The sequence below is a fragment of the Microvirga sp. jy35 genome, assembly GCF_056148915.1.
Genome location: NZ_JBWBEW010000010.1, coordinates 73,479 through 98,313, shown reverse-complemented (window position 1 = coordinate 98,313; position 24,835 = coordinate 73,479). Strand labels below are relative to the sequence as shown.

Sequence of the window (24,835 nt, the reverse complement as noted above, 5' to 3'; positions counted from 1 at the left end):
GTCAGGGGGACGTCGATGAGGATCATCCTGCTGGGGCCGCCGGGGGCCGGGAAAGGCACTCAGGCGGTGCGTCTGGTCGAGCGGCTGGGGATTCCCCAGCTGTCCACCGGCGACATGCTCCGCGCGGCCGTGGCCGCCGGCACGCCGGTTGGCCTCAAGGCCAAGGCCGTCATGGATCGGGGCGACCTGGTCTCCGACGATATCGTGGTCGGCATCATTGCCGACCGGATCGAGGAGGCGGACGCAAAGAGCGGCTTCATTCTCGACGGGTTCCCCCGGACCGTGGCTCAGGCCGAGGCTTTCGACGACATGCTGGAAGACAAGGGCCTCAAGCTCGATGCTGTCATCGAGTTCAAGGTCAATGAGGTCGAACTGGTCGACAGGATCGTCAGGCGGGCCAAGGAAACCGAAGCCCGTGGCGAGCCCGTCCGCAAGGACGACAATCCGGATGTGTTCAAGACCAGACTTGAGGCATACAGGAACCAAACAGCCCCGCTTTCAGCCTACTATGATGGCAAGGGCAATTTGAAAACCGTCGATGGGATGAAGCCCATCGACGAGGTGACCGTCGCGATCAAGGAAATCCTGGGTCGCTGAGGGGAAGGGGCTTGACGGACGGGTTAATTTCCGTTAGGGGCAAGCTCTTGCACAAGAACCTGCATATCCAGAGGGCTTCATGAGAGGCCGCTCTGGATTGTTGTGTTTAGCATAAGCCCGCGCAAGGGCCGGCCTCCACCGGACGCGCGATAATCATAACCCGAAGCTTTTGCTTCCTATATGGAGATGGACGATGGCCCGTATTGCAGGCGTCAACATTCCGACCGCCAAGCGCGTTGTGATCGCGCTTCAATATATCCACGGCATTGGGCCCAAGAAGGCTCAAGAGATCGTCGAGAAGGTCAACATCCCGGCCGAGCGCCGCGTGAACCAGCTGACCGACGCCGAGGTTCTGGCCATCCGCGAGACGATCGACCGCGACTATATCGTCGAAGGCGATCTGCGCCGCGAAGTGTCCATGAACATCAAGCGTCTGATGGATCTTGCCGCTTACCGTGGCCTGCGCCACCGCCGCAGCCTCCCGACCCGCGGCCAGCGCACCCACACGAACGCCCGTACCCGCAAGGGCAAGGCGAAGCCGATCGCCGGCAAGAAGAAGTAACGTTCTGCGGCCACCCCTGGCGGGTGGCCCTTTCTCTCCCGAGCGCCTGGCATGACGGGCGCGCTTGAAGGATCTTTGGAATGGCTAAAGAAGCTACCCGCGTCCGCCGCCGCGAACGCAAGAACATCGTTTCCGGCGTGGCGCATGTGAACGCCTCGTTCAACAACACCATGATCACCATCACCGACGCCCAGGGCAACACGATCTCGTGGTCCTCGGCCGGCGCGATGGGTTTCAAGGGCTCGCGCAAGTCGACCCCCTATGCGGCTCAGATCGCTGCTGAAGACGCCGCCCGCAAGGCTTCCGAGCATGGCATGCGCACCCTCGAGGTCGAGGTGTCCGGCCCCGGCTCCGGTCGTGAGTCCGCCCTGCGCGCCCTGCAGTCGGCCGGCTTCACCGTCACCTCGATCCGTGACGTGACGCCGATCCCGCACAATGGCTGCCGCCCGCGCAAGCGTCGCCGCGTCTAAGGTTATCCGGCGCGTGGGTGCGAAACTCACGCGCGTTCCGGTTTAAAGGGATGGTGCGACACACCTCCCTTCAAGCCGTACCTCATGAGGTGTGGTTGTGATCCAAAAGAACTGGCAAGAGCTGATTAAGCCGAACAAGCTCGAAGTCTCCCCGGGCGACGACCCGAAGCGCATCGCGACGGTCGTTGCGGAGCCGCTCGAGCGTGGCTTCGGCACGACCCTCGGCAATTCCCTGCGTCGGGTCCTGCTGTCGTCGCTCCAGGGCGCCGCTGTCACGGCGGTCCATATCGACGGCGTGCTGCACGAGTTCTCGTCCATCCCGGGCGTCCGTGAGGACGTGACTGACATCGTTCTCAACGTGAAGACGATAGCCATCCGGATGCAGAGCGAGGGCGCCAAGCGCATGACGCTCCGCAAGACCGGCCCTGGCGCCGTCACGGCCGGCGACATCAACACGGTCGGAGACGTTCAGATCCTGAACCCCGATCTCGTGCTCTGCACCCTGGACGAGGGCGCCGAGATCCGCATGGAGTTCACCGTCGACACCGGCAAGGGCTACGTTCCCGCCGAGCGCAACCGCTCCGAGGACGCTCCGATCGGGCTCATCCCGGTCGATTCGCTCTACAGCCCGGTGAAGAAGGTCTCCTATCGTATCGAAAACACCCGCGAGGGCCAGATTCTCGACTACGACAAGCTGATCATGACGGTCGAGACCAACGGTGCCGTGACCCCTGAGGATGCAGTGGCCTATGCCGCCCGCATCCTGCAGGACCAGCTCCAGGTCTTCGTCAACTTCGAAGAGCCCCGCAAGGAAGAGGCTGCCGCCGCTGCGCCGCAGCTGCCGTTCAACCCTGCACTCCTCAAGAAGGTCGACGAGCTCGAGCTGTCGGTCCGCTCGGCGAACTGCCTGAAGAACGACAACATCGTCTACATCGGCGACCTCATCCAGAAGTCCGAGGCGGAAATGCTCCGCACCCCGAACTTCGGCCGCAAGTCGCTCAACGAGATCAAGGAAGTTCTCGCCGGCATGGGCCTGCACCTCGGCATGGACGTGCCGGGCTGGCCTCCGGAGAACATCGAAGACCTCGCGAAGCGCTTCGAAGAGCATTACTGAGACTTCCGAAGTCGCTCGTCAGGCATGAGGAGCGACTTCGCTACAGCCCCGCCGGAAACCGGCGGATCATAAAAGAGACGGTCCGTCCCTTGGCACGGCGGCCGGAAGATCAAGGAGAAAGCCAATGCGTCACGGATTCCGTGGTCGTCGCTTCAACCGCACGACCGAACACCGCAAGGCCATGTTCGCCAATATGGCGGCTGCGCTGATCAAGCACGAGCAGATCGTCACGACGCTCCCGAAGGCCAAGGACCTTCGTCCGGTCGTCGAGAAGCTGATCACGATGGGCAAGCGCGGCGACATGCACGCCCGCCGCCTCGCCATGTCGAAGCTGCGCGACGAAGCCATGGTCAAGAAGCTTTTCGACGTGCTGGGCAAGCGCTACCAGGACCGCCAGGGTGGCTACACCCGCGTCCTCAAGGCCGGCTTCCGCTACGGCGACAACGCCCCTCTGGCCGTGATCGAGTTCGTGGACCGCGACGTGGATGCGCGCGGCCAGGATTCGGGCCCGACCATGAAGGAAGAGATCATCGAGGCCGCCGAGTAAGCTTCTGGTCCAGAATTTTCATCAAGGGCGGTCCTCCGGGCCGCCCTTTTTGTATCCGGGTATCTCTCCCCATATCCCGGCTTGGACTTTCGTGGCCTGCGCACTATCGAAGGACGATGTTGTTCGAGGGATTCGAGACCATGCGCCTGATGCCTTTTCGTCTATCCATTGCCGCAGTGGCGATGGCTCTCGGATTCGCCGGAGTGCAGGCCCAGACGCAGAGGGTCGTCCCGGACAGTAAGGCGCAGGTTCAGCTCTCCTTCGCGCCCGTCGTGCGGCAGACCGCAGGGGCGGTCGTCAACGTCTATGCCAAGCGGAACGACCGTCGGCAGAACGCCGCCATCGAGGACTACTTCCGCCGCTTCTTCGGCGACAACGCGCCGGGCGTCCCGCGCGGCCGGTCGCAGAGCTCCCTTGGCTCCGGTGTCATCGTCGACCCCTCAGGTCTCGTGATCACGAACAACCATGTGATCGAGAACATGAACGAGGTGAAGGTGGCGCTGGCCGACCGGCGGGAATTCGAGGCCGATATCCTGCTGCGGGACTCCCGCACGGATATTGCCGTGCTCAAGCTGAAGGATGCCACCAATCTCCAGGCTGTGGAGCTCGGCGACTCCGAGGCCCTTCAGGTAGGCGATATCGTACTTGCCATCGGCAACCCGTTCGGCGTCGGCCAGACCGTGACGCAGGGCATCGTGTCAGCCTTGGCGCGAACCCAGGTCGGCATCTCCGACTACCAGTTCTTCATCCAGACGGACGCGGCCATCAATCCCGGGAACTCCGGCGGAGCCCTCATCGACATGAATGGCCGCGTGGTGGGCATCAACACCGCGATCTATTCCCGTTCCGGCGGGAGCATCGGCATCGGCTTCGCCGTACCGTCCAGCATGGTCCGCGTGGTCCTCAACTCCGCCAAGGGCGGCGCCAAGAACGTGGTGCGGCCCTGGCTCGGCGCGCGTCTTCAGCCCGTTGACGGGGACATTGCCAGCGGGTTGGGGCTGGAGCGCCCGACCGGCGTTCTCGTGACCGCCGTCTATGACAAGGGACCGGCGGCCGAAGCGGGGCTCAGGCGAGGCGACGCCATCCTGGAGGTCGACGGGCAGCCGGTCGATAACCCCGATTCCTTCGGCTACCGCTTCACCCTCAAGGGGACGCAGGGACAGGCGCCGCTGACCGTCCTGCAGGGGGGAAAGCGGACCACCATCCGGGTGAAGCTCATGCCGCCGCCCGAGGACCCGCCGCGGGATCCGGTGCGCAGCCGGGGACGGACGCCCTTTGCCGGTGCAACCCTCGTCAACATGTCGCCGGCCGTGGCCGATGAACTGCAGATCGATGTTGCGGATGACGGTGTCGTGGTCGCCGAGCTGGAGGAGCGCAGCGTCGCCGCCAGCGTCGGGTTCGAGAAGGGCGACCAGATCGTTGCCATCAATGGCGAGCGCGTTGCGAACACACGGGATGCGGATCGCCTGATCAACCGGAACGGCGGCTATTGGGAAATCACGGTGAGCCGCGGCGGCCGGACCTTCACGACGGTGCTTGGCCGTTAAGCGCGACGGCGGCGTTCGGATGGGCTATTGATGAGGGACAAGATTTGAGTCCCTGTTCATCATGAGCGACCTGTTCTCCTCCGCCGGCCTCGACCAGAACGCCCCCCGTCCGCTCGCGGATAGGATGCGGCCGACAAAGCTCTCCGAGGTGGTCGGTCAGGACCATCTGGTGGGGCCGGACGGCATCCTCACCCGGCTCATTGCCTCGAAGTCCCTCGGCTCCCTGATCTTCTGGGGGCCTCCCGGCACGGGCAAGACGACCGTGGCGCGCCTGATGGCCCACGAGACGGACCTGCACTTCGACCAGATTTCCGCGATCTTCTCCGGTGTGGCGGACCTCAAGAAGGTCTTCGAGGCGGCCCGGCACCGCCGTTCGATGGGAACAGGTACGCTTCTTTTCGTCGACGAGATCCACCGCTTCAACCGGGCCCAGCTCGACGCCTTCCTGCCCGTGATGGAGGACGGCACGATCACCCTGGTCGGCGCCACCACCGAGAATCCGTCCTTCGAGCTGAACGCCGCGCTCCTGTCCCGCGCCCGGGTGCTCCTGTTCAAGTCCCTCGACGAGGAGGCGATCCAGAGGATCCTGGTTCGCGCCGAGGAGATCACAGGAAAGAGCCTGCCGCTCGACGGGGAGGCGAGGGCCTCGCTCGTGCGCATGGCGGATGGCGACGGACGGGCCGTGCTGACGCTGGCCGAGGAGGTCTGGCGCTCGGCCAAGCCCGGCGAGATCTTCGATGCGGAGCAGCTTCAGGAGATCATCCAGCGCCGTGCGCCCATCTACGACAAGGGGCAGGAGGGGCATTACAACCTCATCTCAGCCCTGCACAAGACCATCCGCGGCTCCGATCCGGACGCGGCGCTCTACTACCTGGCCCGCATGCTCGACGCAGGCGAGGACCGGCTCTTTATCGCCCGCCGACTGGTGCGTGCGGCGGTGGAGGATATCGGCATGGCCGATCCGCAGGCTCTGGTCGTCGCCAATGCGGCCAAGGACGCCTTCGACTTCCTCGGCTCGCCGGAAGGGGAGCTGGCGCTTGCACAGGCTGCGGTCTACCTCGCGACGGCGCCGAAGTCGAACGCCCTCTACACGGCCTACAAATCCGCCACGCGGGTCGCGAAGGAGCACGGCTCCCTCATGCCGCCCAAAACCATCCTGAACGCCCCGACCAAGCTCATGAAGCAGATCGGCTACGGCGAGAGCTATGCCTACGACCACGACGAGCCGGATGCCTTCTCGGGGCAGGATTACTGGCCCGATAAGCTGGGGCGTCAGTCATTCTACGAGCCAGTGGACCGGGGCTTCGAACGGGAGATCAAGAAGCGGCTGGATTGGTGGGAGAGGCTGCGCCGGGCTCGACGCGGCGAAGGTGGCGAGGACTAGCCGATGAAAGCCTACCTCCTCGTTTTCCTCGGCGCCGGCATCGGCGGAGCCCTGCGCCATGGGGCGAATGTCGGCTGCGCCCGGCTCTGTGGAACGGCGTTTCCGTGGGGTACGCTGGCGGTGAACGTCGTCGGCTGCTTCCTGATGGGGGTCTTTGCAGCATGGCTGGCCCTCAAGGCAGGCGAGGGATGGAGTCAGCCCGTCCGGCTTTTCCTCACCACGGGGATCCTCGGAGGCTTCACCACCTTCTCGGCCTTTTCCCTGGATGCGGTGATGCTCTGGGAGCGAGGACAGGCGGGTCTCGCTGCCGCTTACGTGGGAGCTTCGGTCGTTCTTTCGATCGCCGGATTGCTCGCCGGTCTCGCATCGATACGTTCTCTCACGGTCTAAACCTCGATTGCCGCCCGCGCGGCGCTCTGGTACCCACGGATCATGAGAAAAAGCGGTTCAGGACAGAATGGTGCCCGTGGCGGGCGGTCGGGCTCACGACAGGGTTTTCGCTCGCGCGAGGACAAGCCCGCGCGCAAGGCTGCCCCGGCGAAGCCGCGCGGCGTGAAATCGGCTGCGGCCAAGACGCGGACGCCCTCAGCCGTGCGCGAGAAGCCAGCCAGGCCCCAGCAGGCACGACCTGCGTCCGAGGCGCCGCGCCAACCCACGCGGGCCCAGGCTAAGGCGGAAGCCCAGGAGGTGCTGACGACGGGCGTGCAGACCCTCGTGGTCGAGCCCGACGAGGCCGACATGCGCGTCGACCGCTTCCTGGTCGCACGCTTCCCGCAGCTTGCCTTCACCCATATCCAGCGCATCGTCCGCAAAGGCGAGCTGCGCATCGACGGCAAGCGGGCGCAGCCCAACGAGCGGCTTGTGGCCGGCCAGAAGGTCCGCGTGCCGCCCTTGAAGCTCGATCAGCCGAGGCCCATGGCTCGCAGCGCGGCCAAGGATCAAGACGACCGCGACTTCCTGAAGTCGATCACCCTCTATGAGGACAAGGACGTCCTCATCATCAACAAGCCGATGGGACTTGCCGTCCAGGGCGGCTCGGGCACCAAGCGGCATGTGGACGGGATGCTCGACTCCCTCACCGAAGAGGATGGCCAGAAGCCGCGCCTCGTGCACCGTCTCGACAAGGATACGGCCGGCTGCCTCGTGATCGCCAAGACGCGCTTTGCCGCGTCCACCATGGCGAAATCCTTCCGCGCCCGGACCACGCGCAAGATCTACTGGGCGCTCGTCGCCGGCGTCCCGCGCGTGCGGCAGGGCAGGGTCTCCACCTATCTCGCCAAGGAAGGCGAGGAGGGCGATGCGCGCATGAAGGTGGCCCAGCACGGGGACGAGGGCGCAAGCCACGCCCTGACCTATTACGCCGTGATCGACACGGCGGCGCAGAAACTCGCCTGGCTGTCCCTGAAGCCGGTGACCGGGCGCACGCACCAGCTGCGCGCCCACGCTGCCCATATCGGACATCCCATCGTCGGCGATCCGAAGTATTTTGACATCGAGAACTGGGAGCTGCCCGGCGGCATCCAGAACAAGCTCCACCTGCTGGCGCGCCGCATCGTCATCGCCCATCCACGGACGGGCAAGCCCATCGACGTGACGGCGCCGCTGCCGTCGCACATGCAGCAGAGCTTCAACCTGCTGGGCCTGGATACGAGCCAGTACGATCCCATCGTCGAGGCGCCTGAAGATTAGGACGTCGCATTGGTGGCTGGCGAGAACCAGTCGATAGCCTATCAGACAGAACCTATGGTGCTGCGCCGGCGGAGGTTCGCTCCCGCGCTGCCTTACGGAAAAGCCAGGCCGATAGAAGCCACAGGGCGGCGAAGAAGCCGGTCAGAACCACGATCACTCTGGGCCAGTTTGCCCCGGTGGAGCCCCATCCGGCGATGAGGGCGATCGCGCCGGCCAATCCTTGAGCGAGCGCCGTTGCGGCCATAGTCAGCGCCATGCCCTGAGGTCGGAAGCGCACGATGAGGGCGCCGAGGACCGCGACGGCCAAGACGCCGCCATACATCAGGTTCGCCGGGTTGTCCTCTGATCCGATGATGCCCACGGCGAGGTTGATCCAGATGAGGAAGAACGCCGCCACGACGGCAACGCCGACGGCTGCCCGGTAGGCGGTGTTACCGGTCATCCTTGCCGCCAGTTCATAGGCGCCGCAGGCGCCGAGCAGCATGGCTCCGAACACGATGAAATCGGTCTCGTCCCAATTCACTTCATCGGTGAACCGCATCGCAACCAAGGGCAACAGCAACAGGAGCGCGGCGATCATCCAGGGCGCCATCCTCCCCAACTGCCTGCGGCGTCCGCCGCTGTTTTCCACGCTTCCCGTCATGTCTCTGCTTCCACTCAGGCGTGAGGCTTTCATTTTAGCTTGGGATTGTTCGATCTCCCACCCTGTCGCACTTTCGCCGCGCGGCAGGCGCAGCATCGGCTGTCTCACTCATCCGTCAGGTTGTCTGAGTATCGAGGATAGAGCATCGGATGGAGCCCGGAAGTGCGAATCCGCTTTCGGGTCCGGTGCTCGGCAAGGAGGAGATCGATGGAACACAAGCATCTTGATCAGCTCCGTAGCGTAGCCGACATTCAGCCGAGACCCTTGTCTCGGGAGGAGCGACTTCAGCGTTGGATCGACCTGCTCGAGCGCGATCCGAGACGTCCCCTGAACTCCCTAGGTGAAATCGAGTACAAGCCACCGGCGGAAAGAGCATTGATCCGCGAGGACAACTCTCCGCTCACGGTCGCTTATGAGGATCCGATCCTGCGCGCCGATGGTCTTGCCGGCGACAGGCTCGGCGATGCCATGCGTTACTTCGCGCTCTCCGACGGTCAGGCCCATTATGCCCTGTGCTCATGCCTCAGCGGGCGCACGATGGATGCCGCGGCCTGCGCGCAAAGATTGCGCAATGCGACCGGCAACGTTGCCTGGGAATCGGCGGTGGGTGCCTGGGCGCTGGCGGCTCTCGCGGTGAGCCTGCCGGGCCTCGTCTATCTGCTGGGCTGACGCGGACCGCATCCGTGTCCGACCATCGCATCAGGAGACTTGATTGTCTCCTGATGCCGCCTTGGCCGTTGCGGGCTTGCTCTGAATCGGAGAGAAAGCTGCAGATCGGATAAAGGCACCCGGACCATGCTGCATATCGAGCCCCTGACCCTCTCGACGGACCTCCTGACCCTGCGCCCCTTGAGCCTCGCTGACGTTCCGGCCCTGGGCGAGGCAGCCAGCGACGGGGAGCTCTGGGAGAAGAAGACCACGACCGTGCCGCGCCCGGAGGGCTTCGGCTCCTATGTGCAGAAGGCCTTGGAGTTGCAGGAGGCCGGCCTTGCGCTGCCCTTTACGACCGTGGTGAACGAGGGCAGCCGGGTCATCGGCTCGACGCGATACATGAACATTGATGCCGCCCATCACCGGGTCGAGATCGGCACCACCTGGATCGCGGCATCCTGGCAGCGGACCTTCGTCAACACCCACGCGAAGTTCCTCATGCTGCGGCACGCCTTCGAGGTGCTGGGCTGCAACGCCGTGGAACTGCGGACCCACCGCCTCAACGATCAGTCCCGCGCCGCCATCGAGCGCCTCGGCGCCAAGCTCGATGGCATCCTGCGCCAGCACATGATCATGCCCGACGGGCATATCCGCGATACGGCGGTCTACAGCATCATCCGGGGAGAGTGGCCGGCGGTGAAGGCTGGGCTCGAGCGGAAGATGGCAGTGGCGTAGATTCGTGGCTCAGATGAAGCCGTGCTCGCGCAGCTGCCGGATGGAAGCGGCTGCGTTCCTGTGGTGAATGAAGACGCCGCCGGCACCCTCCCAGAGATGACGGTACTTGTCGCGGTCGTCGACCAGCGCATCGCCGGGCCGGCAATGTTCGCGCTTCAGGGCTGCCGAGGTTGTGATGACCTCCGTGCCTGGGAAGTGCCGCTCGGCCCAACGCCGCTTCTGCGGCTCGGCCCAGTTGCCATGGGGCAGACCTGTCAGGATCACGGGATCGAGGTGCCTGACTGCCTCGAACAGCTCCATGGCGTCGGGGAGGGGCTCCAGGCTGTTGAAGAAATCTCCAGCTGAGGCCAGTTCAGACCAGAAGCGCTTCAGGCCGAACCTGCGCTCGTACACGGCAGGCGGCATGCCGAAGATCCGGGCGGCACCTCCGTCGAAATCCGCCAAGACCCCGTCGCAATCCAGGAACACGGTCGGCATGCTGGCTGGTTCTCCCATCTGCTAGGCCGAAACCGGTGACGACAGGCATTGTTCCTGTCCTCAGCGGCCGAAGCTTGACCGCTTGCGGAACGCTGCCCATGGGATCACGTTGAACTCTGGCAATGTCCGTAGGACGAGTTGAGACATGAGCAGCGACATTCGGGACAATGTGGACCGCCATCGGTTCGAGTTGGAGCGGAACGGCCAGCTGGCCTTCGCAACCTACGAGCGGCGCGGGTCGGATCTCGTGATCCGGCATGTGGAGGCCGCCATTCCGCTTCGAGGGACAGGAGCTGCCAGCGACCTCATGCGGGGCGTGGCGGAAATCGCCCGCTCCGAGGGACGGAAGATCACGCCGCTCTGCGGCTATGCCTTTGCCTGGATCCGCCGCCACAAGGAATACAACGATCTCCTGAACTGAGCGCTCCCTCCTCGTTCATTGGGTGTGCCCATTCGCCGTACTGCGAACTGCGTCAAAATAGACTAAACACCGGCTCCTCCAAGAAATTAAACTGCGCTATGGGGCCGCCGCCGGTGACAAACGTACTCGAAAAAGCAAGACAGCTCCTGTCCAGGAAAAGCGTGGCTGTTTCCGCCGCTATCCTTGTTCTGATCATCGCCGCCGCCGTATTCCTCGCGCCCCGCTATCTGACACAGCCAGTCGCCGAGATCAGCTATTCCGAGTTCACGCGTGAACTGACCCAGAAGAAAGTTCAGAAGGTCATGATTGGAAGCGGCGGCCTCTCCGTCTCCCTGACGGATCGGAACGTCTTCGTCCGCATGCCGAACGGACTCGTCAGCGCGGACTATATCGAGCGCATCACCACCTCGGGCGCCGAGGTCGATTTCAAGAAGCCCGGCTTCGATCCGGCCCAGATGGCGAGCATCCTCGTGCCGATCGTGCTGGTTCTGGCCGTGCTCGTCATGTTGGCGATCCAGACAGACTTCAAGCCGACCTCCCGCTGGCCCAAGGTGGTCCGCAGCATCCCGAACCGCTTTGACGACGTGGCGGGCCAGGAGGAGGCCAAGGCCGAATTGCAGGAGGTGATCGCCTTCCTGAAGGATTCGGATGCCTTCACCAAGGTCGGGGCTCGCATCCCCCGTGGCCTCCTGATGGTCGGTCCTCCAGGGACGGGCAAGACCCTGATTGCCAAGGCGTTGGCCGGCGAGGCGGGCGTCTCCTTCATGGCTGTTTCGGGAAGCGACTTCTCGGCGCCTCTCATCGGCATCGCCAAAGGCCGCGTGTCGAAACTCTTCGAACTGGCCCGCAAGAAGGCTCCTTGCCTGATCTTCATCGACGAGATCGACGCCATCGGCCGCAAGCGTGGGGGCGGGGGGTCGGCTGCCGACCGCGAGTTTGAAGCAACTCTCAATCAGCTCCTCGTAGAGATGGACGGGTTCAACACGACGGCCGGCGTGATCGTCATCGGCGCGACAAACCGGGTGGACGTGCTCGACCCGGCCCTCCTGCGCCCCGGCCGCTTCGACCGCCAGGTTCATATCGGGCTGCCCGACATCTGCGGCCGCGAGGCGATCCTCAACGTTCATGCCCGCAACATCAGGCTGGCCCACGGGGTGAGCCTTGCGGCCATCGCCAAGGGCACGCCCGGCTTCTCGGGCGCCGATCTCGGCAATCTCCTCAACGAGGCCGCGATCTTCGCCGCTCGCGAAGGAGCCGAGGCGGTGACCCGCGATCACCTGGAGGCCGCCCGCAACAAGATCATCATGGGCCTCGAGCGCCGCTCCCTCGTGATCACGGACGAGGAGCGCAGGCTCGTGGCGGTGCACGAGGCAGGGCACGCGCTCTGCGCCTCGCTCCTGCCAGCCTCTGATCAGGTGCACAGCGCCACCATCATTCCTCATGGCCAGGCGCTCGGCCTCGTGATGCGGCTGCCGGAGCATGACCGGTTCTGCATCCCGGTGGAGAAGCTTGAGGCGGATCTCATCGTCGCCATGGGCGGACGCGCGGCCGAGGAGGTCGTGTTCGGGCCGAAGAAGGTCACGACGGGGGCCGCCAGCGACATTGCGCATGCCACCAATATCGTGACCCGGATGGTGACCGAATGGGGGATGAGCCCGGCCATCGGCATGGTGCGCGTCGCCCGCTCGGGCGATAACCTCCCGCATGAGGTCGAGCAGGAGATCCGCCGCATCATCGACGAGATGTACGAGGCGGCCAAAGCCTGCATCGAGGACAACCGGGATGCGCTCGAAGCCTTGACCGAGGCCTTGCTGGATCATGAGACCATCGAGGGTGACGAGGTCCGCCGGATCGTTCACATGCAGCAGACGAGGCTGGCGGCCTGAACAGGCCGCCTCTCGGAAAATGCGACTGCCCGACAATACCCGCCAAAGAGTGATCCCAGGCTTGGAACCCTCCGTGCTGGCGGACGGGCGTGTTTTCCCATATCGTGCGCCGCGTCTGGGGGCATACATATGAAACAACTCGTCCGCGCCGCTTTCCTCGTCAGCATCGGGCTTCTGGCCACAGCCTGCGACAAGTGCGGCAACTGGAACATCAACACACCGCAGTTCTGCCACGGGACCAAGCCGCAGGGCTGACCCTCCTCATATCCCGAAAGCAATGAAATACGCAGCTGGTGTTTCGTGCGTCAGGGCATGATCTGACGCCTGTCAAAGGGCGCAATCATCGTGTCCGCAGCTCTCCTTCGCCCAGCTTCCGTGGGTGATGGGAAGGCCGAGTTGCTCCTCGATCAGCGCTGCGTAGAGACCCGGTCGCGTCACAAAGGGGAAGTGCCCGCCCCACTGGAAGTGATAGGCCGCCGACGGTTTCAGGCGTGCTCTTACGGCTTCCCGCATCGGAGGCGGAATGAGAGGGTCGTCGGCGCTCTCGATGGTCGCAATCCTGTCCCGCGGCAGACCAAGGGGCGGCAACTCTGGTCCCTGCTTGAGGGCATTCAGCCGTGCGCGCAGTTCCGCTTCCGGAATTCGCCCTCCCACCTCGGCCATGAGAAGATCGACCAGTTCCGCCTGCTCCGGATGAGCGTCCCGCCAGGCTCCGAGCCCGCGACCGAAACCGGCGCGGAGCTCCTCGATCGGTGCATTGTCGAGATCGGAGGAATAGGGTGGCCGGGCCGCGACCCCTGCAGCCGAGTGCAGGGTGTTGGCTGCGATGAGCCTCTCGACGACGTGCGGATACCCTGCGGCGAAGTATTGGGCCAGATATCCTCCGAGGGATGAGCCGAGCACGGTAACCCGCTCAAGGCCGATCCTGCCGCACAGCTCCGCGAGATCCCCTGCCCACTCGGTCACGCCGCCGCTCGCAGGATACGTGACGGCCACGATGCGGGCGCGGTCCTTCAAAGCTTCGATCTGCTGCCAGAAGATGTCTCCACGTCCCAGCGTTCCCGGAATGAGCAGCAGAGTAGGGCCGGTATCGCCTGCCTCCACATATCCCCATTCGCGGCCGCCGATATGGGCCCGCTGCTCGGGATTACGGGTCGCGAAAAGGTCTCTGGCTGCGATCAGGCGATTGGCCATGCGAGCGGCTCCTCCAAGCTTTAGCCGGATGACGGATGCCGTCCCGAGTGGGGAGCCCCACCGAGCCGCGTCTCGGCGCACCCAGGCTGCCGCAGATGGGCCTGAACGCCAGGGGCGGAGTGCGGCCACACCTTGTGCAATCTGTCTCGGGGACGAGCTTCCTCTATAAGCAGTTCCTTCGGGGCTGCTCAGGTGCTCCGCCGCTCAATCAGAACATGACCGGTGTCGACGATGCGGTAGGCGCCGGTAGCATGTTCGCCATGAATGCCTGCGAGAATCAGGCGTGCAACTTCCCTTCCGATGAGATCGCCAGACGGGCGGATCGTCGTGAGAGAGGGAATGCACGAAGCGCTGAAATCGAGGTCCCCGAAACCGATGGCGGCGATTCTTTCCGGGACGGCAATCCCCTGGCGCTGGCACTCGAAGAGAACGCCCAGGGCGACGAGATCGTTTGAACATGCGATGCCGTCGAGGTCAGGGACCTGCTGAAGGGCACGGCTCAACAGCAGCGATCCGGCCTCGACCGTGGCAGCCCCCGGATGATTGATGACCTCGCAGGCTGCATGATCCGCCGCACGCTTGGCCTCTTCGGCGAAGCCGCTGGCGCGCTTGGCGGCACGATGGTCCTCCTGCATCCGGGCGCCCAGGAAGGCGATGGAGCGGCGTCCCTTGGACAGGAGATGCCGGGCTGCGGACGCGCCCACCTGCGGGTGTGAAAATCCGACAGCCATGTCGATCGGCTCTGCACCGATCTCCCACATCTCGACGACGGGAACGCCGCTCGCCCGCAGAAGCTTGCGGGTCTCAGCACTGTGGGACAGGCCCGTCAGGACGACGGCGGCGGGAGCCCAGGAGAGGGCGGTTCGAACCAGAGCCTCCTCCTGATCCTCCCCATACTCGCTGTGGCCGAGAATCACCTGCAGGCCTTCCGCCGCCAGCTCGGATTGCAGGGTCGTTACCGTCTCGGCGAAGAACGCGTTGCGGATCGAAGGCACGATGACGCTGACGACCTTTGAGGAGGCGGCCGCGAGCCCCCCTGCCACCAGGTTGGGAACATAGCCCAGGGTCGAGATGGCCCGGGCAATTTCCTGGCCTGCCGCAGGGGAAACGGCGGCAGGCTTACGGAGGTACAGCGAGACTGTGGATGGGGAGACCTGGGCGAGCCTGGCCACGTCCATCATCGTCACGCGCTGCATCTTGCGCCGCTTCCGCGGTACGCGGTTCTGCAAGCTGCTGCCAGCGTCCATCGATCTTCTCTTTCGTAGCGCTCCGAGAGAATAGTTTCCGGCAGTATAGGGTCAAAAAGGGATTCTCCAAAGGGAAAATGCCGCAAACATGGCCAGAAATCCGTATAATGCTCACCCTCTGGCTTATTAAGAAAGCTTCTTGCGCAGATTTCATCGTAGCGCTATGATGATCGCAATGAGTGGGGAAATCCTGGGATTCGTCGCAGGGGCATATGTGTAGGCGCGCCACCTTCGAGCGCGCCGCAAGGCAACAGGGAGGGAGCATGTCGTCAGTCAGCTTCCGCAAGCTTGAGAAGACCTACGGTGCCCTGAGAATTGTAAAGGGCATCGACCTGGAGATTGCCGACCGCGAGTTCGTGGTGCTCGTGGGCCCATCCGGTTGCGGCAAGTCGACGACGCTGCGCATGCTGGCGGGCCTAGAGAGCATCAGCGGCGGCGAGATCCGCATCGGCGAGCGGGTGGTGAACAAGCTGCCGCCCCGCGAGCGCGACATCGCCATGGTGTTCCAGGATTACGCGCTCTACCCGCACAAGACCGTCTACGAGAACATGGCCTTCAGCCTGAAGGTGCGCGGCATCCCAGCCGCCGAGATCAAGCCGCGCATCATGCAGGCCGCCGAGATGCTCGGAATCACCCAGCTTCTCGAGAGAAAGCCGAGCCAGCTCTCCGGCGGGCAGCGCCAGCGCGTCGCCATGGGGCGTGCCATCGTGCGCCGTCCCCAGGTGTTTCTGTTCGACGAACCGCTCTCGAATCTCGACGCAAAGCTGCGCGGCCAGGTTCGTACGGAGATCAAGCGCCTCCATCAGGCCATCGGCACCACCATCATCTATGTGACACACGATCAGGTGGAGGCGATGACGCTTGCAGACCGCATCGTGATCCTAAAAGGCGGCGAGATCGAGCAGGTCGGAACGCCCGATGAGGTCTACAATTCACCGGCCAGCGTCTTCGTCGGCGGTTTCATCGGCTCGCCTGCCATGAACTTCGCCAAGGGCACGATCCGGGGCGGACAGGTGATGTTCGATGGCGGGGCTAGCCTGCCGCTCCAGAGCCACTCCGCCGGGAAAGCCTCTGGCCTTGAGGGGCGCGATGTGGTCGTCGGCATCCGCCCGGAGCACTTCGTGCCGGCCGGCGAGGGCCATGCCCTGTCGGGTCGGGTGCAGGTCGTCGAGCCGCTGGGCTCCGATACGCTCATCCACTTCGTCCTCGGCCCGTCCACGCTGACCGCGCGCGTCGCGCCGGAGATGCGCCCGAACCCCGGTGAAGATCTCACCATCGGTGTCGATCCTTCGCGGATCCACCTGTTCGATGCGGCAACGGAACGGGCCCTCGCCTGAAAGGCACAGGTCAAAAATGGATGCCGGCAAGGAACCGGCATCGTCCAACTTCCACGGAGGAAACGATGACTTTGAAGACAACCATGACACTGCTTCTGGCGGGTGCGGCCGTGACCCTGTCGGCATCCGTCGCAACGGCGCAGACAAACCTGCGGGTTTTCGTCTCGAGCCAGCACCGCCCTGACGTGTGGCGCAAGGCCTTCGACATGTACGAGGCCAAGAACACGAACGTGAAGGTGACGATCGAGACCGGCGGCAACACCTCCGAGCAGCAGGCTCAGTACCTCAACACCGTCATGACCGCGAAGGATTCATCCCTCGACATCATGATTCTCGACGTGATCCGCCCCGCGCAATATTCGGCAGCCGGCTGGACGGTGCCCTTCAATGAAACGCTCGGCAGCGATGCCGCGAACTACATGAAGCGCTACCTCCCGGCTTATGCAGAAGCAAATACGGTCGACGGGAAGGTCGTGGCGCTGCCGGCCTTCGCCGATGCCATGTTCCTATACTATCGCAAGGATCTTCTCGAGAAGCACGGCATCCAGCCGCCGCAGACCTGGGACGAGCTTGCCGCTGCGGCCAAGAAGGTCACTGACGCCGAGAAGGACCCGAACCTCCAGGGGCTCTCTTTCCAGGGTAAGGCCATCGAGGGTGCGGTCTGCACCTTCCTCCTGCCGTACTGGAGCATGGGCAAGCAGCTCGTCTCCGACGGCAAGCTCTCCTTCGATAAGGACGCGGCCGTGAAGTCGCTCAAGCTGTGGAAGGACTTCGTCGACCAGGGCGTCGCCAAGAAGAACATCGCCGAAGTGGCGACCGACGACACCCGCAAGGAGTTCCAGGCCGGCAACGTGCTCTTTGCCGTGAACTGGTCCTATGCCTGGGGTCAGTTCCAGGGCGCTGAATCGGCCGTGAAGGATAAGGTCGGCGTCGTGAAGCTGCCTGCAGTGCAGGGCGGCCAGCCGGCCTCCTGCCTTGGCGGATGGGAATGGGGCGTGTCCGCCTATTCCAACAACAAGACCGAAGCGCAGAAATTCGTGCAGTACCTGTCGAGCCCCGAGGTTTCGGAGTTCATGGCGGTCAATGCCGCGCTCCTCCCGCAATTTCCGGAAGTCTACACCGATGCGGACGTGACCAAGGCCGTGCCGTGGTTCGCCAATGCCCGCCCTGTCGTTGAGACCGCCAAGGCACGGCCGGTGACGCCGCGCTACAACGAGGTCAGCGAGATCATCCGCACCACCGTCAACGGCGTTCTGGCGGGCCAGTCCACGCCTGAGGAAGGCGCCACGCAGATGGAAGGCCGCCTGCGCCGCGTACTGCGCTAAAGCCTGTCGCGATACTGATCAGACGGACGCCCATGGGCGTCCGTCACCCCAACGTTGCAACAGGGCAGGATGATGACGATGGCAACGGCCAGCGAAACGACCCTAGTGACCACGCCCAACGAGAGCGGCACCAAGTGGTGGACGCGGTTCCTCGACCCGAGCGAGCGTACCCTGGCCGTGCTGCTGCTGATGCCGGCGGCGCTGCTGCTGACGCTCATCATCGTCTATCCGGTCTGCCGGCTGATCTGGACCAGCTTCCAGAATCTGTCGCTCACCTCGGGCTTGCCCGCGTCCTTCGCCGGGCTTGAGAACTACAGCCTCATGCTGGAGGACCCGGTGTTCTGGGAAACGACCTGGAACACGGTGCTCATCACGCTCATCACCGTTCCAGGTGCGCTGCTCGTCGGGTTGGCTCTCGCCCTGATGGCCAACCTGCCGTTCAACGTGAAATGGCCGGTCCGCCTCTCGCTTCTCATCCCCTGGGCTTTGCCGCTTTCGTTCGCCGGCCTCATCTTCGCGTGGTTCTTCCATTCCGAATACGGCGTGGTGAACGACGTGCTCCGCCACCTCGGCATCGAGGGCGTGATCTGGTTCAACTCGGCCAATTGGGCCTTCGCCGCGATCTGCCTCACGATCGTCTGGAAGACCTCGTCCTTCATGGCGCTGATCATCCTCGCCGGCCTGCAGACGATTCCGCGCTCCCTCTACGAGGCGGCCGATGTGGATGGGGCTGGGCGCCTCAGGCAGTTCTTCGAGATCACGCTGCCGCTGCTCAAGCCAGCCATCGTCGTGGCCCTGATCTTCCGCACCATCACGGCGCTGCAGACGTTCGACATCCCGTTCACCATGACGCGTGGCGGTCCGGGCACCTCCACTGCGACGCTCGCCATGTACATCCACCAGAACACGGTGGACTTCCTCGATCTCGGCTACGGCTCGGCTCTCGCCGTCGTCATGTTCGTCCTCTCCATGGCCGTGACGGCGGTCTACCTGCGCATGATCCGGACCAAGGGGTGACAGCGATGAGCCACGATACGACCGCCAGCCGCTCGATCTTCTCCGGCAAGCCCCTGCGCATCCTGATCGGCTTCATTCTGGTCGTGAACGGCATGTTCCCGGCCCTGTGGATCCTGTTCACGTCGCTCAAGACGGAAGCCGAGCTGACCGTGAAGCCGATCACCTGGCTGCCGCATGCGCCGACGATCGCGAATTATCTGCGTGCCTTCACGGACCAGCCCCTGCTGCTGTTCCTGTTCAACAGCTTCATGGTGGCGATCCTCTCCACCGCGCTGACGCTCTTCATATCCGTGCTCGCCGCCTATGCGCTGGCCCGGCTTCAATTGCGGGGGCGGGACCTCATTTTGTCGGCCATCATCGCGGTGTCGACCTTCCCGCTCGTCACGCTGCTGGTGCCGCTCTTCGAGATCATGCGAGCGCTCGGCCTCCTCAACACCTGGGTGGCCCTGATCCTGCCCTACACGGTGCTGAGCCTGCCGGTCTGCACCCTGATCCTGGTGTCGTTCTTCGAGGGCATTCCGCGCGATCTTGAGAACTCCGCCATGATCGATGGCTGCACCCGCATCGGCGCTCTGTTCAAGGTCGTGGTGCCGCTCTCGGCACCGGGCGTGTTCACGGCAGGAATTCTTGCATTCGTGAACGCATGGGACGAATTCCTGCTCGCACTCTCGTTCAATTCCAACCCCGCCCTGCGAACGCTTCCCGTCGGCATCACGCTCTATCAGGGTGAATTCGCTTTCCCCTGGCCAGTGATCTCTGCGGCGCTCGTCGTCGGCATCGTGCCCGTCGCTGTCCTGATCGTGATCTTCCAGGAGCGTGTCGTGTCCGGCCTGACCTCCGGCGGCATCAAGGGATAAGGATATTCTGACATGACACGCCGAACGATCGGAGAGCTGCGGAGCCAACGCTGGTATGCTTCCGACGACATGCGCGGCTTCGCGCATCGACAGCGCACGCAGCAGATGGGCTTGCGACGGGAGGAGTTCCTCGGCAAACCCGTCGTCGCCATCGTCAACACCTGGAGCGAGCTCAGCCCCTGCCACTCGCACCTGCGCGACCGCGCCGATGCGGTGAAGCGCGGCGTCTGGCAGGCGGGCGGATACCCGGTTGAGCTGCCGGCCCTGTCGGTCGGCGAGGTGATGGTGAAGCCCACCACCATGCTCTACCGCAACTTCCTCGCCATGGAGGTGGAGGAACTCCTGCGTTCTCATCCCATCGACGGCGCCGTGCTGCTCGGCGGCTGCGACAAGTCTACGCCCGGCCTCCTCATGGGGGCGATCAGCATGGACATTCCGGTGATCTACTGCCCGGCGGGACCCATGTCGAACGGACAGTGGCGCGGCCACAAGACCGGAGCCGGCACCCACACCAAGAAGTATTGGGACGAGCTTCGCGCCGGCAACATCACGCAGGATGATTGGGTCGATCTCGAGAGCCGGATGACACGCTCCATCGGCACCTGCAACACCATGGGCACCGCCTCGACCATGACGTCCATTGTGGATGCCATGGGGCTCACGCTCCCGGGCGCGTCCTCGATTCCGGCCGCAGACAGCGGCCACCCGCGCATGGCCTCGGCCTGCGGCGAGCGCATCATCGAGATGATATGGGAGGATTTCAAGCCATCCCGCTTCCTCGATGCGAAGAGCTTCCGCAATGGCCTCGTCGCCTACATGGCCCTCGGCGGCTCGACCAATGCCGCCGTTCACCTGATCGCCATGGCGCGCAGGGCCGGCGTCGATCTCACCCTCGACGACATGTCCGACATGGCAGGCCGGGTGCCGGTCTGCGCCAATCTCTTCCCGTCGGGCGAATACCTGATGGAGGATTTCTATTTCGCAGGCGGACTTCTGGCGCAGCTCAAGAAGCTGAAGCGGCATCTCGACCGAGACGCGATGACGGTGAACGGCAGGACGCTCGGCGAGAACATCGCCGGGGCCGAGTGCTGGAACGATGAGGTCATCCGGGGCGAGGACAACCCGGTCTTGCCGCTCGCGCGCGGCAAGACGCTGGCGGTGCTGCGCGGCAACCTCGCTCCCAACGGCGCCGTCATGAAGTCCTCGGCAGCCAATCCGAAATTCCTCAAGCATGTCGGGCCGGCCCTCGTCTTCGACAGCCCCGCCGAGATGAACCGCACCATCGACGACCCCGATCTCGACATCACGGAGGACACGGTCATCGTGCTCCGCAATGCCGGCCCCGTGGGTGCGCCGGGCATGCCCGAATGGGGCAACCTGCCGATCCCGAAGAAGTTGCTGAAACAGGGTGTGCGCGACATGGTGCGCATCTGCGACGGGCGCATGAGCGGCACCCATTACGGCACCTGCATCCTGCACGTGGCGCCGGAAGCGGCAGTCGGCGGGCCCCTCGGCCTCCTCAAGACGGGAGACCTCGTGGAGCTCGATGTCGAAGCCGGGCGTCTCGACATGCGGGTGGATGAGAAGGAACTGGAGCGCCGGCGCGCCGAGTGGCAGCCGGGGGCGTTGCGTTACGAGCGATCCTTCGCGGCTCTCTACCAGCGCCACGTCTCCCAGGCCGATGAGGGCTGCGATTTCGACTTCCTGTCCACGCGCGGCCTCGTGGCCGAGCCGTCAATCTTTTAAAGGCTTCGTCATGATCAGCATCGAGAACCGCTTCAAAGGCTGGCTGAAGGGCGAGGGACCCAAGCCGCCGCTCGGCACATGGCTCATGGCGGCCGCTCCTGCGACCGCCGAGGCCATGGGCTACAGCGGCTTCGATTTCCTCGTGGTCGACATGGAGCACGTGCCGATCGAAGTGTCGGATCTGGCACACATTCTGCGCGCCATCGGCTGCACGCCGGCCGATGCGGTGGTGCGGCTTGCCTGGAACGATCAGGTGCTCGTGAAGCGCGTGCTCGATGCCGGCGCCCAGACGATCATGCTGCCCTTCGTGCAGAATGCGGAGGAGGCGCGTCAGGCCGTCTCATACGCGAAGTATCCGCCCGAGGGCGTACGCGGCGTGGCCGCGGTGCATCGCGGCTCCCGCTTTGGCCGCGCGGCGGATTATCTCAAGCGTGCTAATGACCAAGTCGCGGTGATCGTCCAGCTCGAAACGCCGGAGGCGATCGAGCGGCTGCCGGAGATCGCGGCCGTTCCCGGAATCGATGCCCTGTTCGTCGGGCCGGGCGACCTTGCCGCTGCCATGGGGCATATCGGCAACATCGCGCACCCGGACGTACAGGCGCTGATCGAGAAGGCCGCCAGGATGGCCCAGCAGGCCGGAAAACCTGTCGGTATCGTCGGCCCCAATCCCGACATGGTGGGCCGCTTCATCGGTTACGGCTACAGCTACGTGGCGGTGGCTTCCGATATCGCCATGATGACGAGCCGCGCCTCCGAATGGCTCGGCGCTCTCAGGGGCGAGGCTGCCCCGGCTCCCGCCGCACCCGCCGCAGCCTATTGAAGCCTTGAGGAGGTTATCCTGATCGTCACGCTCAGGAGCAGTGCTTTGCGGCTCGATCTGGCGCCATCCATCGGGGGCGCCATCGCGGGCTTCCGGCATGGCGACGTGACGCTGATGCGGGAAACACCGGAGCAGGCGTTGCGCGACGGGTTGGTGCGGCAGACCAGCTGCTATCCGCTCGTTCCCTACAGCAACCGGATCGCCCAGGGGCGCTTCTCGTTCGAGGGTGTCGAGCATCGGCTGGCGCTTAACTTCGGCGATCATCCGCATTCCATCCATGGCAACGCCTGGCAGAAACCGTGGCAGGTGGTGGAAATCGATGATGCACGCTGCCGTCTTGCGCTCAATCACCGCCCGGATGGTCAGGAGGCGAGGGGCTGGCCCTTTGCCTACCGCGCCGAGCAGCTTTTCGAGCTGTCCCCGAATGGATTGACGCTCACGTTATCGCTCGAGAACGAAGATCATCGCTCGATGCCGGCTGGGTTGGGGCTGCATCCGTTCTTTCCAAAACGCCCTGGTGTCCGCATGCAGTTTGCAGCCGAGCGCGTCTATCCGAACGGCGAGGATTCGCTGCCGATGGACGCCAGCCCCGTTCCTGACGAGTGGAACTACCCGGCCATGCGTGAGCTGGGTGAGCCGCGTCTCGACAACTGCTTCTCGGGATGGGATGGCACGGCGCGCATCGCCTATGTTCAGGAGAAGATCGCCTTGAGCATCGAGGCCGATCCGCTTTTCGGCCATCTCGTGGTGTATGTCCCCACGGGGCGTGATTTCTTCGCCGTGGAGCCTGTCAGCCACATGAACGACGCTATCAGCAGGCCCGACCCGGCCGGTCACGGTCTCAAGGTCCTCAAGACTGGCGAACGCCTGATGGCGCACGTCCGGTTCGACGTGGAGGTGATGTCGTGAGTCTTACGGTCGCGCTGGACGTTCGGGCCGAACTCGGTGAGTGCCCCCTGTGGTCGGTCGAGGAGCAGGCGCTCTACTTCGTCGACATCAAGGGCAGGGCGCTTCACCGCTTCGAGCCTGGGACAGGCGCACACCGCACCTTTCCCATGCCGGAGGAGATCGGGTGCATCGGGTTCAGGAAAGGCGGCGGCTTCATCGCGGGCTTCCGCTCGGGCCTCTGGCTGCTCGACGCCGACGGCAAGCGCACGCAGAAGCTCGCCGACAATCCGGAGGACCAGCGCACGAGCCGGTTCAACGACGGGCGCGTCGATCCGGAGGGACGATTCCTGGCCGGCACCATCGATGAGCCCAAGGATGGCGGCAAGGCGAATCTCTACCGTTACGATTCCCGAGGGCTCACAACCCTGGCCTCCGGCCTTCTGACCTCCAACGGCGTTGCCTTTTCGCGTGACGGGCGAAGCCTCTACCACTCGGACACGCCTACCTTCACGGTGTGGCGCTACGCCTACGATCCCGCGACGGGCGAGGCCACGGACAAGACCCTGTTCGTGGGTCTCCAGCCGACCGAAACGGACCGAGGCCGCCCGGACGGGGCGGCGGTGGATGCTGAAGGCTGCTACTGGACCGCCCTGTTCGAAGGCGGACGGGTCCAGCGCTACTCGCCGGACGGGCGCCTGCTGGCCGAGTATTCCGTTCCGGCCCGATGCCCTACCATGGTCTGCTTCGGCGGCGCCGATCTGAAGACGCTGTACGTGACATCCGCCTGCACCGGCCGCTCCGAAGACGAGCTGAGGGCTTATCCGCAATCCGGCAGCCTGTTCGCCATGCCGGTCGAGGTGCCGGGGCTGCCCGAGTACAAATTCGATCTTTCCGCTTAAGGCTGCATTGCCATGTCGTTCGATTACTCAACCGTTCATTACCGCTCCCTTGCAGGCCGATCCGTCGTCGTCACCGGCGGCGCATCCGGCATCGGCGAGGAGATGGTCAGGGCCTTCATTGCGCAAGGCGCGCGCGTCTCCTTCATCGACATCGCGATGGAGCCAGGCGAGGCCTTGGCCGAGGAGACTGGCGCGAGCTTCTATCCTTGTGATGTGACTGACATAACAGCCCTGCGCGAGGCGCTGTCCGGAATCGAGAGCGATCACGGCGGGGTGGACGTTCTCGTCAACAATGCCGGCAAGGACGACCGGCACGACATCGCCGAGGTGGAGCCTGACTACTGGCGGCGCATGCTCGCGCTAAACCTCGATCACCAGTTCTTCGCCACGCAGGCGATTTCCAAGAGCATGGCCGCGCGCGGTACCGGATCCGTCATCATGCTCGGCTCCATCTCGTGGATGCGCAGTCGCCCCGGCATGGTCGGCTACACCACCGCAAAGGCAGCGATCAACGGGATGACGCGCACGCTCGCCCGCGAGTTGGGACCTGCGGGCATCCGGGTGAACTGCATCGTGCCGGGCGCGATCCTCACCGAGCGGCAGAAACAGCTCTGGCTGACCCCGGAGCTGAACCAGCAGTTCCTCGACCTTCAAGCGCTGAAATTCAGGCTCGATGCCAGCCATGTGGCCAGGATGGCGCTCTTCCTGGCATCCGACGAAAGCGGCGGCTGCACGGGTGCCAACTTCATCGTCGATGCCGGTCTGACGCAGAATTGAGATTG

The 24,835-nt window shown here is 64.3% G+C and carries 27 protein-coding genes; 23 read left to right on the top strand and 4 right to left on the bottom strand.

Annotation, left to right across the window (positions count from 1 at the left end):
- Positions 1-15: 15 nt before the first annotated feature.
- The 9 genes from AC0QTX_RS10455 (at position 16) to AC0QTX_RS10415 (ending at position 7,910) form a co-directional block, all read left to right on the top strand.
- The gene (locus AC0QTX_RS10455; RefSeq protein WP_474603775.1) at positions 16-597 is read left to right on the top strand and encodes an adenylate kinase; all 582 of its coding nucleotides are present in this window, start codon (positions 16-18) and stop codon (positions 595-597) included.
- A gap of 193 nt (positions 598-790) precedes the next feature.
- Positions 791-1,159 carry a 30S ribosomal protein S13 gene (rpsM, locus tag AC0QTX_RS10450; protein ID WP_099511408.1) on the top strand — a complete coding sequence of 123 codons (369 nt, stop codon included), beginning with the start codon at positions 791-793 and terminating at the stop codon, positions 1,157-1,159.
- An 80-nt stretch (positions 1,160-1,239) separates the two neighbouring features.
- On the top strand, positions 1,240-1,629 hold the full coding sequence (gene rpsK / locus AC0QTX_RS10445; RefSeq protein WP_036353018.1) for a 30S ribosomal protein S11: 390 nt from the start codon (positions 1,240-1,242) through the stop codon (positions 1,627-1,629).
- Between the two features lie 91 nt (positions 1,630-1,720).
- Entirely contained in the window at positions 1,721-2,743 is a 1,023-nt protein-coding gene (locus AC0QTX_RS10440; RefSeq protein WP_474603774.1) for a DNA-directed RNA polymerase subunit alpha, read from the top strand.
- Between the two features lie 124 nt (positions 2,744-2,867).
- Positions 2,868-3,290 (top strand): 50S ribosomal protein L17, encoded by a 423-nt coding sequence (gene rplQ / locus AC0QTX_RS10435; protein ID WP_474603773.1) that lies wholly within the window; start codon positions 2,868-2,870, stop codon positions 3,288-3,290.
- A gap of 140 nt (positions 3,291-3,430) precedes the next feature.
- Positions 3,431-4,837 (top strand): Do family serine endopeptidase, encoded by a 1,407-nt coding sequence (locus AC0QTX_RS10430; protein WP_474603845.1) that lies wholly within the window; start codon positions 3,431-3,433, stop codon positions 4,835-4,837.
- Positions 4,838-4,898: 61 nt separating this feature from the next.
- The gene (locus AC0QTX_RS10425) at positions 4,899-6,221 is read left to right on the top strand and encodes a replication-associated recombination protein A (RefSeq protein WP_474603772.1); all 1,323 of its coding nucleotides are present in this window, start codon (positions 4,899-4,901) and stop codon (positions 6,219-6,221) included.
- 3 nt (positions 6,222-6,224) lie between these two features.
- Positions 6,225-6,611 (top strand): fluoride efflux transporter CrcB, encoded by a 387-nt coding sequence (crcB, locus tag AC0QTX_RS10420; RefSeq protein ID WP_474603771.1) that lies wholly within the window; start codon positions 6,225-6,227, stop codon positions 6,609-6,611.
- A 42-nt stretch (positions 6,612-6,653) separates the two neighbouring features.
- On the top strand, positions 6,654-7,910 hold the full coding sequence (locus AC0QTX_RS10415) for an RluA family pseudouridine synthase (RefSeq protein WP_474603770.1): 1,257 nt from the start codon (positions 6,654-6,656) through the stop codon (positions 7,908-7,910).
- Between the two features lie 52 nt (positions 7,911-7,962).
- Here the strand turns inward: AC0QTX_RS10415 and AC0QTX_RS10410 are convergent, their stop codons facing one another.
- Positions 7,963-8,553: a hypothetical protein gene (locus AC0QTX_RS10410; RefSeq protein WP_474603769.1), complete on the bottom strand. Its 591-nt coding sequence runs from the start codon at positions 8,551-8,553 to the stop codon at positions 7,963-7,965.
- A gap of 207 nt (positions 8,554-8,760) precedes the next feature.
- Here AC0QTX_RS10410 and AC0QTX_RS10405 point away from each other — a divergent pair, with 207 nt between their 5' ends.
- Positions 8,761-9,222, top strand: coding sequence for a hypothetical protein (locus tag AC0QTX_RS10405; protein WP_474603768.1), 462 nt, complete (start codon positions 8,761-8,763; stop codon positions 9,220-9,222).
- A gap of 126 nt (positions 9,223-9,348) precedes the next feature.
- The gene (locus tag AC0QTX_RS10400; protein WP_474603767.1) at positions 9,349-9,939 is read left to right on the top strand and encodes a GNAT family N-acetyltransferase; all 591 of its coding nucleotides are present in this window, start codon (positions 9,349-9,351) and stop codon (positions 9,937-9,939) included.
- 9 nt (positions 9,940-9,948) lie between these two features.
- Here AC0QTX_RS10400 and AC0QTX_RS10395 read toward each other — a convergent pair whose 3' ends face one another.
- Positions 9,949-10,416 carry a 5' nucleotidase, NT5C type gene (locus AC0QTX_RS10395; RefSeq protein WP_474603766.1) on the bottom strand — a complete coding sequence of 156 codons (468 nt, stop codon included), beginning with the start codon at positions 10,414-10,416 and terminating at the stop codon, positions 9,949-9,951.
- Between the two features lie 145 nt (positions 10,417-10,561).
- Here AC0QTX_RS10395 and AC0QTX_RS10390 point away from each other — a divergent pair, with 145 nt between their 5' ends.
- From AC0QTX_RS10390 to AC0QTX_RS10380, 3 genes are all read left to right on the top strand, one after another.
- Complete coding sequence (locus AC0QTX_RS10390) at positions 10,562-10,837, top strand: GNAT family N-acetyltransferase (protein ID WP_474603765.1); 276 nt, start codon at positions 10,562-10,564, stop codon at positions 10,835-10,837.
- A 161-nt stretch (positions 10,838-10,998) separates the two neighbouring features.
- Positions 10,999-12,723: an ATP-dependent zinc metalloprotease FtsH gene (ftsH, locus tag AC0QTX_RS10385; protein ID WP_474603764.1), complete on the top strand. Its 1,725-nt coding sequence runs from the start codon at positions 10,999-11,001 to the stop codon at positions 12,721-12,723.
- A 129-nt stretch (positions 12,724-12,852) separates the two neighbouring features.
- Entirely contained in the window at positions 12,853-12,978 is a 126-nt protein-coding gene (locus AC0QTX_RS10380) for a hypothetical protein (protein WP_474603763.1), read from the top strand.
- Between the two features lie 72 nt (positions 12,979-13,050).
- Here the strand turns inward: AC0QTX_RS10380 and AC0QTX_RS10375 are convergent, their stop codons facing one another.
- Both AC0QTX_RS10375 and AC0QTX_RS10370 read right to left on the bottom strand, forming a co-directional pair.
- Positions 13,051-13,917, bottom strand: coding sequence for an alpha/beta fold hydrolase (locus tag AC0QTX_RS10375; RefSeq protein WP_474603762.1), 867 nt, complete (start codon positions 13,915-13,917; stop codon positions 13,051-13,053).
- A gap of 188 nt (positions 13,918-14,105) precedes the next feature.
- Positions 14,106-15,164, bottom strand: coding sequence for a LacI family DNA-binding transcriptional regulator (locus AC0QTX_RS10370; RefSeq protein WP_474603761.1), 1,059 nt, complete (start codon positions 15,162-15,164; stop codon positions 14,106-14,108).
- A gap of 263 nt (positions 15,165-15,427) precedes the next feature.
- On the opposite strand from AC0QTX_RS10370, the gene AC0QTX_RS10365 reads away from it, so the two are divergent.
- From AC0QTX_RS10365 to AC0QTX_RS10325, 9 genes are all read left to right on the top strand, one after another.
- Positions 15,428-16,501: an ABC transporter ATP-binding protein gene (locus AC0QTX_RS10365; protein ID WP_474603760.1), complete on the top strand. Its 1,074-nt coding sequence runs from the start codon at positions 15,428-15,430 to the stop codon at positions 16,499-16,501.
- A 65-nt stretch (positions 16,502-16,566) separates the two neighbouring features.
- Positions 16,567-17,826, top strand: a complete 1,260-nt coding sequence (locus AC0QTX_RS10360; protein WP_474603759.1) for an ABC transporter substrate-binding protein — start codon at positions 16,567-16,569, stop codon at positions 17,824-17,826.
- A 78-nt stretch (positions 17,827-17,904) separates the two neighbouring features.
- Positions 17,905-18,843 carry a carbohydrate ABC transporter permease gene (locus AC0QTX_RS10355; RefSeq protein WP_474603758.1) on the top strand — a complete coding sequence of 313 codons (939 nt, stop codon included), beginning with the start codon at positions 17,905-17,907 and terminating at the stop codon, positions 18,841-18,843.
- Between the two features lie 5 nt (positions 18,844-18,848).
- A complete protein-coding gene (locus AC0QTX_RS10350; RefSeq protein WP_474603757.1) occupies positions 18,849-19,700 on the top strand; it encodes a carbohydrate ABC transporter permease in 852 nt (283 codons plus the stop codon).
- A 12-nt stretch (positions 19,701-19,712) separates the two neighbouring features.
- Positions 19,713-21,446, top strand: coding sequence for an L-arabinonate dehydratase (araD, locus tag AC0QTX_RS10345; RefSeq protein WP_474603756.1), 1,734 nt, complete (start codon positions 19,713-19,715; stop codon positions 21,444-21,446).
- Between the two features lie 10 nt (positions 21,447-21,456).
- Entirely contained in the window at positions 21,457-22,266 is an 810-nt protein-coding gene (locus tag AC0QTX_RS10340; RefSeq protein ID WP_474603755.1) for an HpcH/HpaI aldolase family protein, read from the top strand.
- A gap of 45 nt (positions 22,267-22,311) precedes the next feature.
- Positions 22,312-23,175, top strand: a complete 864-nt coding sequence (locus tag AC0QTX_RS10335; RefSeq protein WP_474603754.1) for an aldose 1-epimerase — start codon at positions 22,312-22,314, stop codon at positions 23,173-23,175.
- Positions 23,172-24,053 (top strand): SMP-30/gluconolactonase/LRE family protein, encoded by an 882-nt coding sequence (locus AC0QTX_RS10330; protein WP_474603753.1) that lies wholly within the window; start codon positions 23,172-23,174, stop codon positions 24,051-24,053. The genes AC0QTX_RS10335 and AC0QTX_RS10330 overlap by 4 nt, the downstream gene beginning before the upstream one ends.
- Positions 24,054-24,065: 12 nt before the next feature.
- Positions 24,066-24,830, top strand: coding sequence for an SDR family NAD(P)-dependent oxidoreductase (locus AC0QTX_RS10325; protein ID WP_474603752.1), 765 nt, complete (start codon positions 24,066-24,068; stop codon positions 24,828-24,830).
- The last annotated feature ends 5 nt before the right edge of the window (positions 24,831-24,835 follow it).

What these genes read in the sequence shown, in the direction of transcription:
- AC0QTX_RS10455 (WP_474603775.1), top strand. Translation starts at nt 16, where the DNA reads ATGAGGATCATCCTGCTGGGGCCGCCGGGGGCCGGGAAAGGCACTCAG.
- rpsM (WP_099511408.1), top strand. Translation starts at nt 791, where the DNA reads ATGGCCCGTATTGCAGGCGTCAACATTCCGACCGCCAAGCGCGTTGTG.
- rpsK (WP_036353018.1), top strand. Translation starts at nt 1,240, where the DNA reads ATGGCTAAAGAAGCTACCCGCGTCCGCCGCCGCGAACGCAAGAACATC.
- rplQ (WP_474603773.1), top strand. Translation starts at nt 2,868, where the DNA reads ATGCGTCACGGATTCCGTGGTCGTCGCTTCAACCGCACGACCGAACAC.
- AC0QTX_RS10430 (WP_474603845.1), top strand. Translation starts at nt 3,431, where the DNA reads ATGCGCCTGATGCCTTTTCGTCTATCCATTGCCGCAGTGGCGATGGCT.
- AC0QTX_RS10425 (WP_474603772.1), top strand. Translation starts at nt 4,899, where the DNA reads ATGAGCGACCTGTTCTCCTCCGCCGGCCTCGACCAGAACGCCCCCCGT.
- crcB (WP_474603771.1), top strand. Translation starts at nt 6,225, where the DNA reads ATGAAAGCCTACCTCCTCGTTTTCCTCGGCGCCGGCATCGGCGGAGCC.
- AC0QTX_RS10415 (WP_474603770.1), top strand. Translation starts at nt 6,654, where the DNA reads ATGAGAAAAAGCGGTTCAGGACAGAATGGTGCCCGTGGCGGGCGGTCG.
- AC0QTX_RS10410 (WP_474603769.1), bottom strand. Translation starts at nt 8,553, where the DNA reads ATGACGGGAAGCGTGGAAAACAGCGGCGGACGCCGCAGGCAGTTGGGG.
- AC0QTX_RS10405 (WP_474603768.1), top strand. Translation starts at nt 8,761, where the DNA reads ATGGAACACAAGCATCTTGATCAGCTCCGTAGCGTAGCCGACATTCAG.
- AC0QTX_RS10400 (WP_474603767.1), top strand. Translation starts at nt 9,349, where the DNA reads ATGCTGCATATCGAGCCCCTGACCCTCTCGACGGACCTCCTGACCCTG.
- AC0QTX_RS10395 (WP_474603766.1), bottom strand. Translation starts at nt 10,416, where the DNA reads ATGCCGACCGTGTTCCTGGATTGCGACGGGGTCTTGGCGGATTTCGAC.
- AC0QTX_RS10390 (WP_474603765.1), top strand. Translation starts at nt 10,562, where the DNA reads ATGAGCAGCGACATTCGGGACAATGTGGACCGCCATCGGTTCGAGTTG.
- AC0QTX_RS10380 (WP_474603763.1), top strand. Translation starts at nt 12,853, where the DNA reads ATGAAACAACTCGTCCGCGCCGCTTTCCTCGTCAGCATCGGGCTTCTG.
- AC0QTX_RS10375 (WP_474603762.1), bottom strand. Translation starts at nt 13,917, where the DNA reads ATGGCCAATCGCCTGATCGCAGCCAGAGACCTTTTCGCGACCCGTAAT.
- AC0QTX_RS10370 (WP_474603761.1), bottom strand. Translation starts at nt 15,164, where the DNA reads ATGGACGCTGGCAGCAGCTTGCAGAACCGCGTACCGCGGAAGCGGCGC.
- AC0QTX_RS10365 (WP_474603760.1), top strand. Translation starts at nt 15,428, where the DNA reads ATGTCGTCAGTCAGCTTCCGCAAGCTTGAGAAGACCTACGGTGCCCTG.
- AC0QTX_RS10360 (WP_474603759.1), top strand. Translation starts at nt 16,567, where the DNA reads ATGACTTTGAAGACAACCATGACACTGCTTCTGGCGGGTGCGGCCGTG.
- AC0QTX_RS10355 (WP_474603758.1), top strand. Translation starts at nt 17,905, where the DNA reads ATGGCAACGGCCAGCGAAACGACCCTAGTGACCACGCCCAACGAGAGC.
- AC0QTX_RS10350 (WP_474603757.1), top strand. Translation starts at nt 18,849, where the DNA reads ATGAGCCACGATACGACCGCCAGCCGCTCGATCTTCTCCGGCAAGCCC.
- araD (WP_474603756.1), top strand. Translation starts at nt 19,713, where the DNA reads ATGACACGCCGAACGATCGGAGAGCTGCGGAGCCAACGCTGGTATGCT.
- AC0QTX_RS10340 (WP_474603755.1), top strand. Translation starts at nt 21,457, where the DNA reads ATGATCAGCATCGAGAACCGCTTCAAAGGCTGGCTGAAGGGCGAGGGA.
- AC0QTX_RS10325 (WP_474603752.1), top strand. Translation starts at nt 24,066, where the DNA reads ATGTCGTTCGATTACTCAACCGTTCATTACCGCTCCCTTGCAGGCCGA.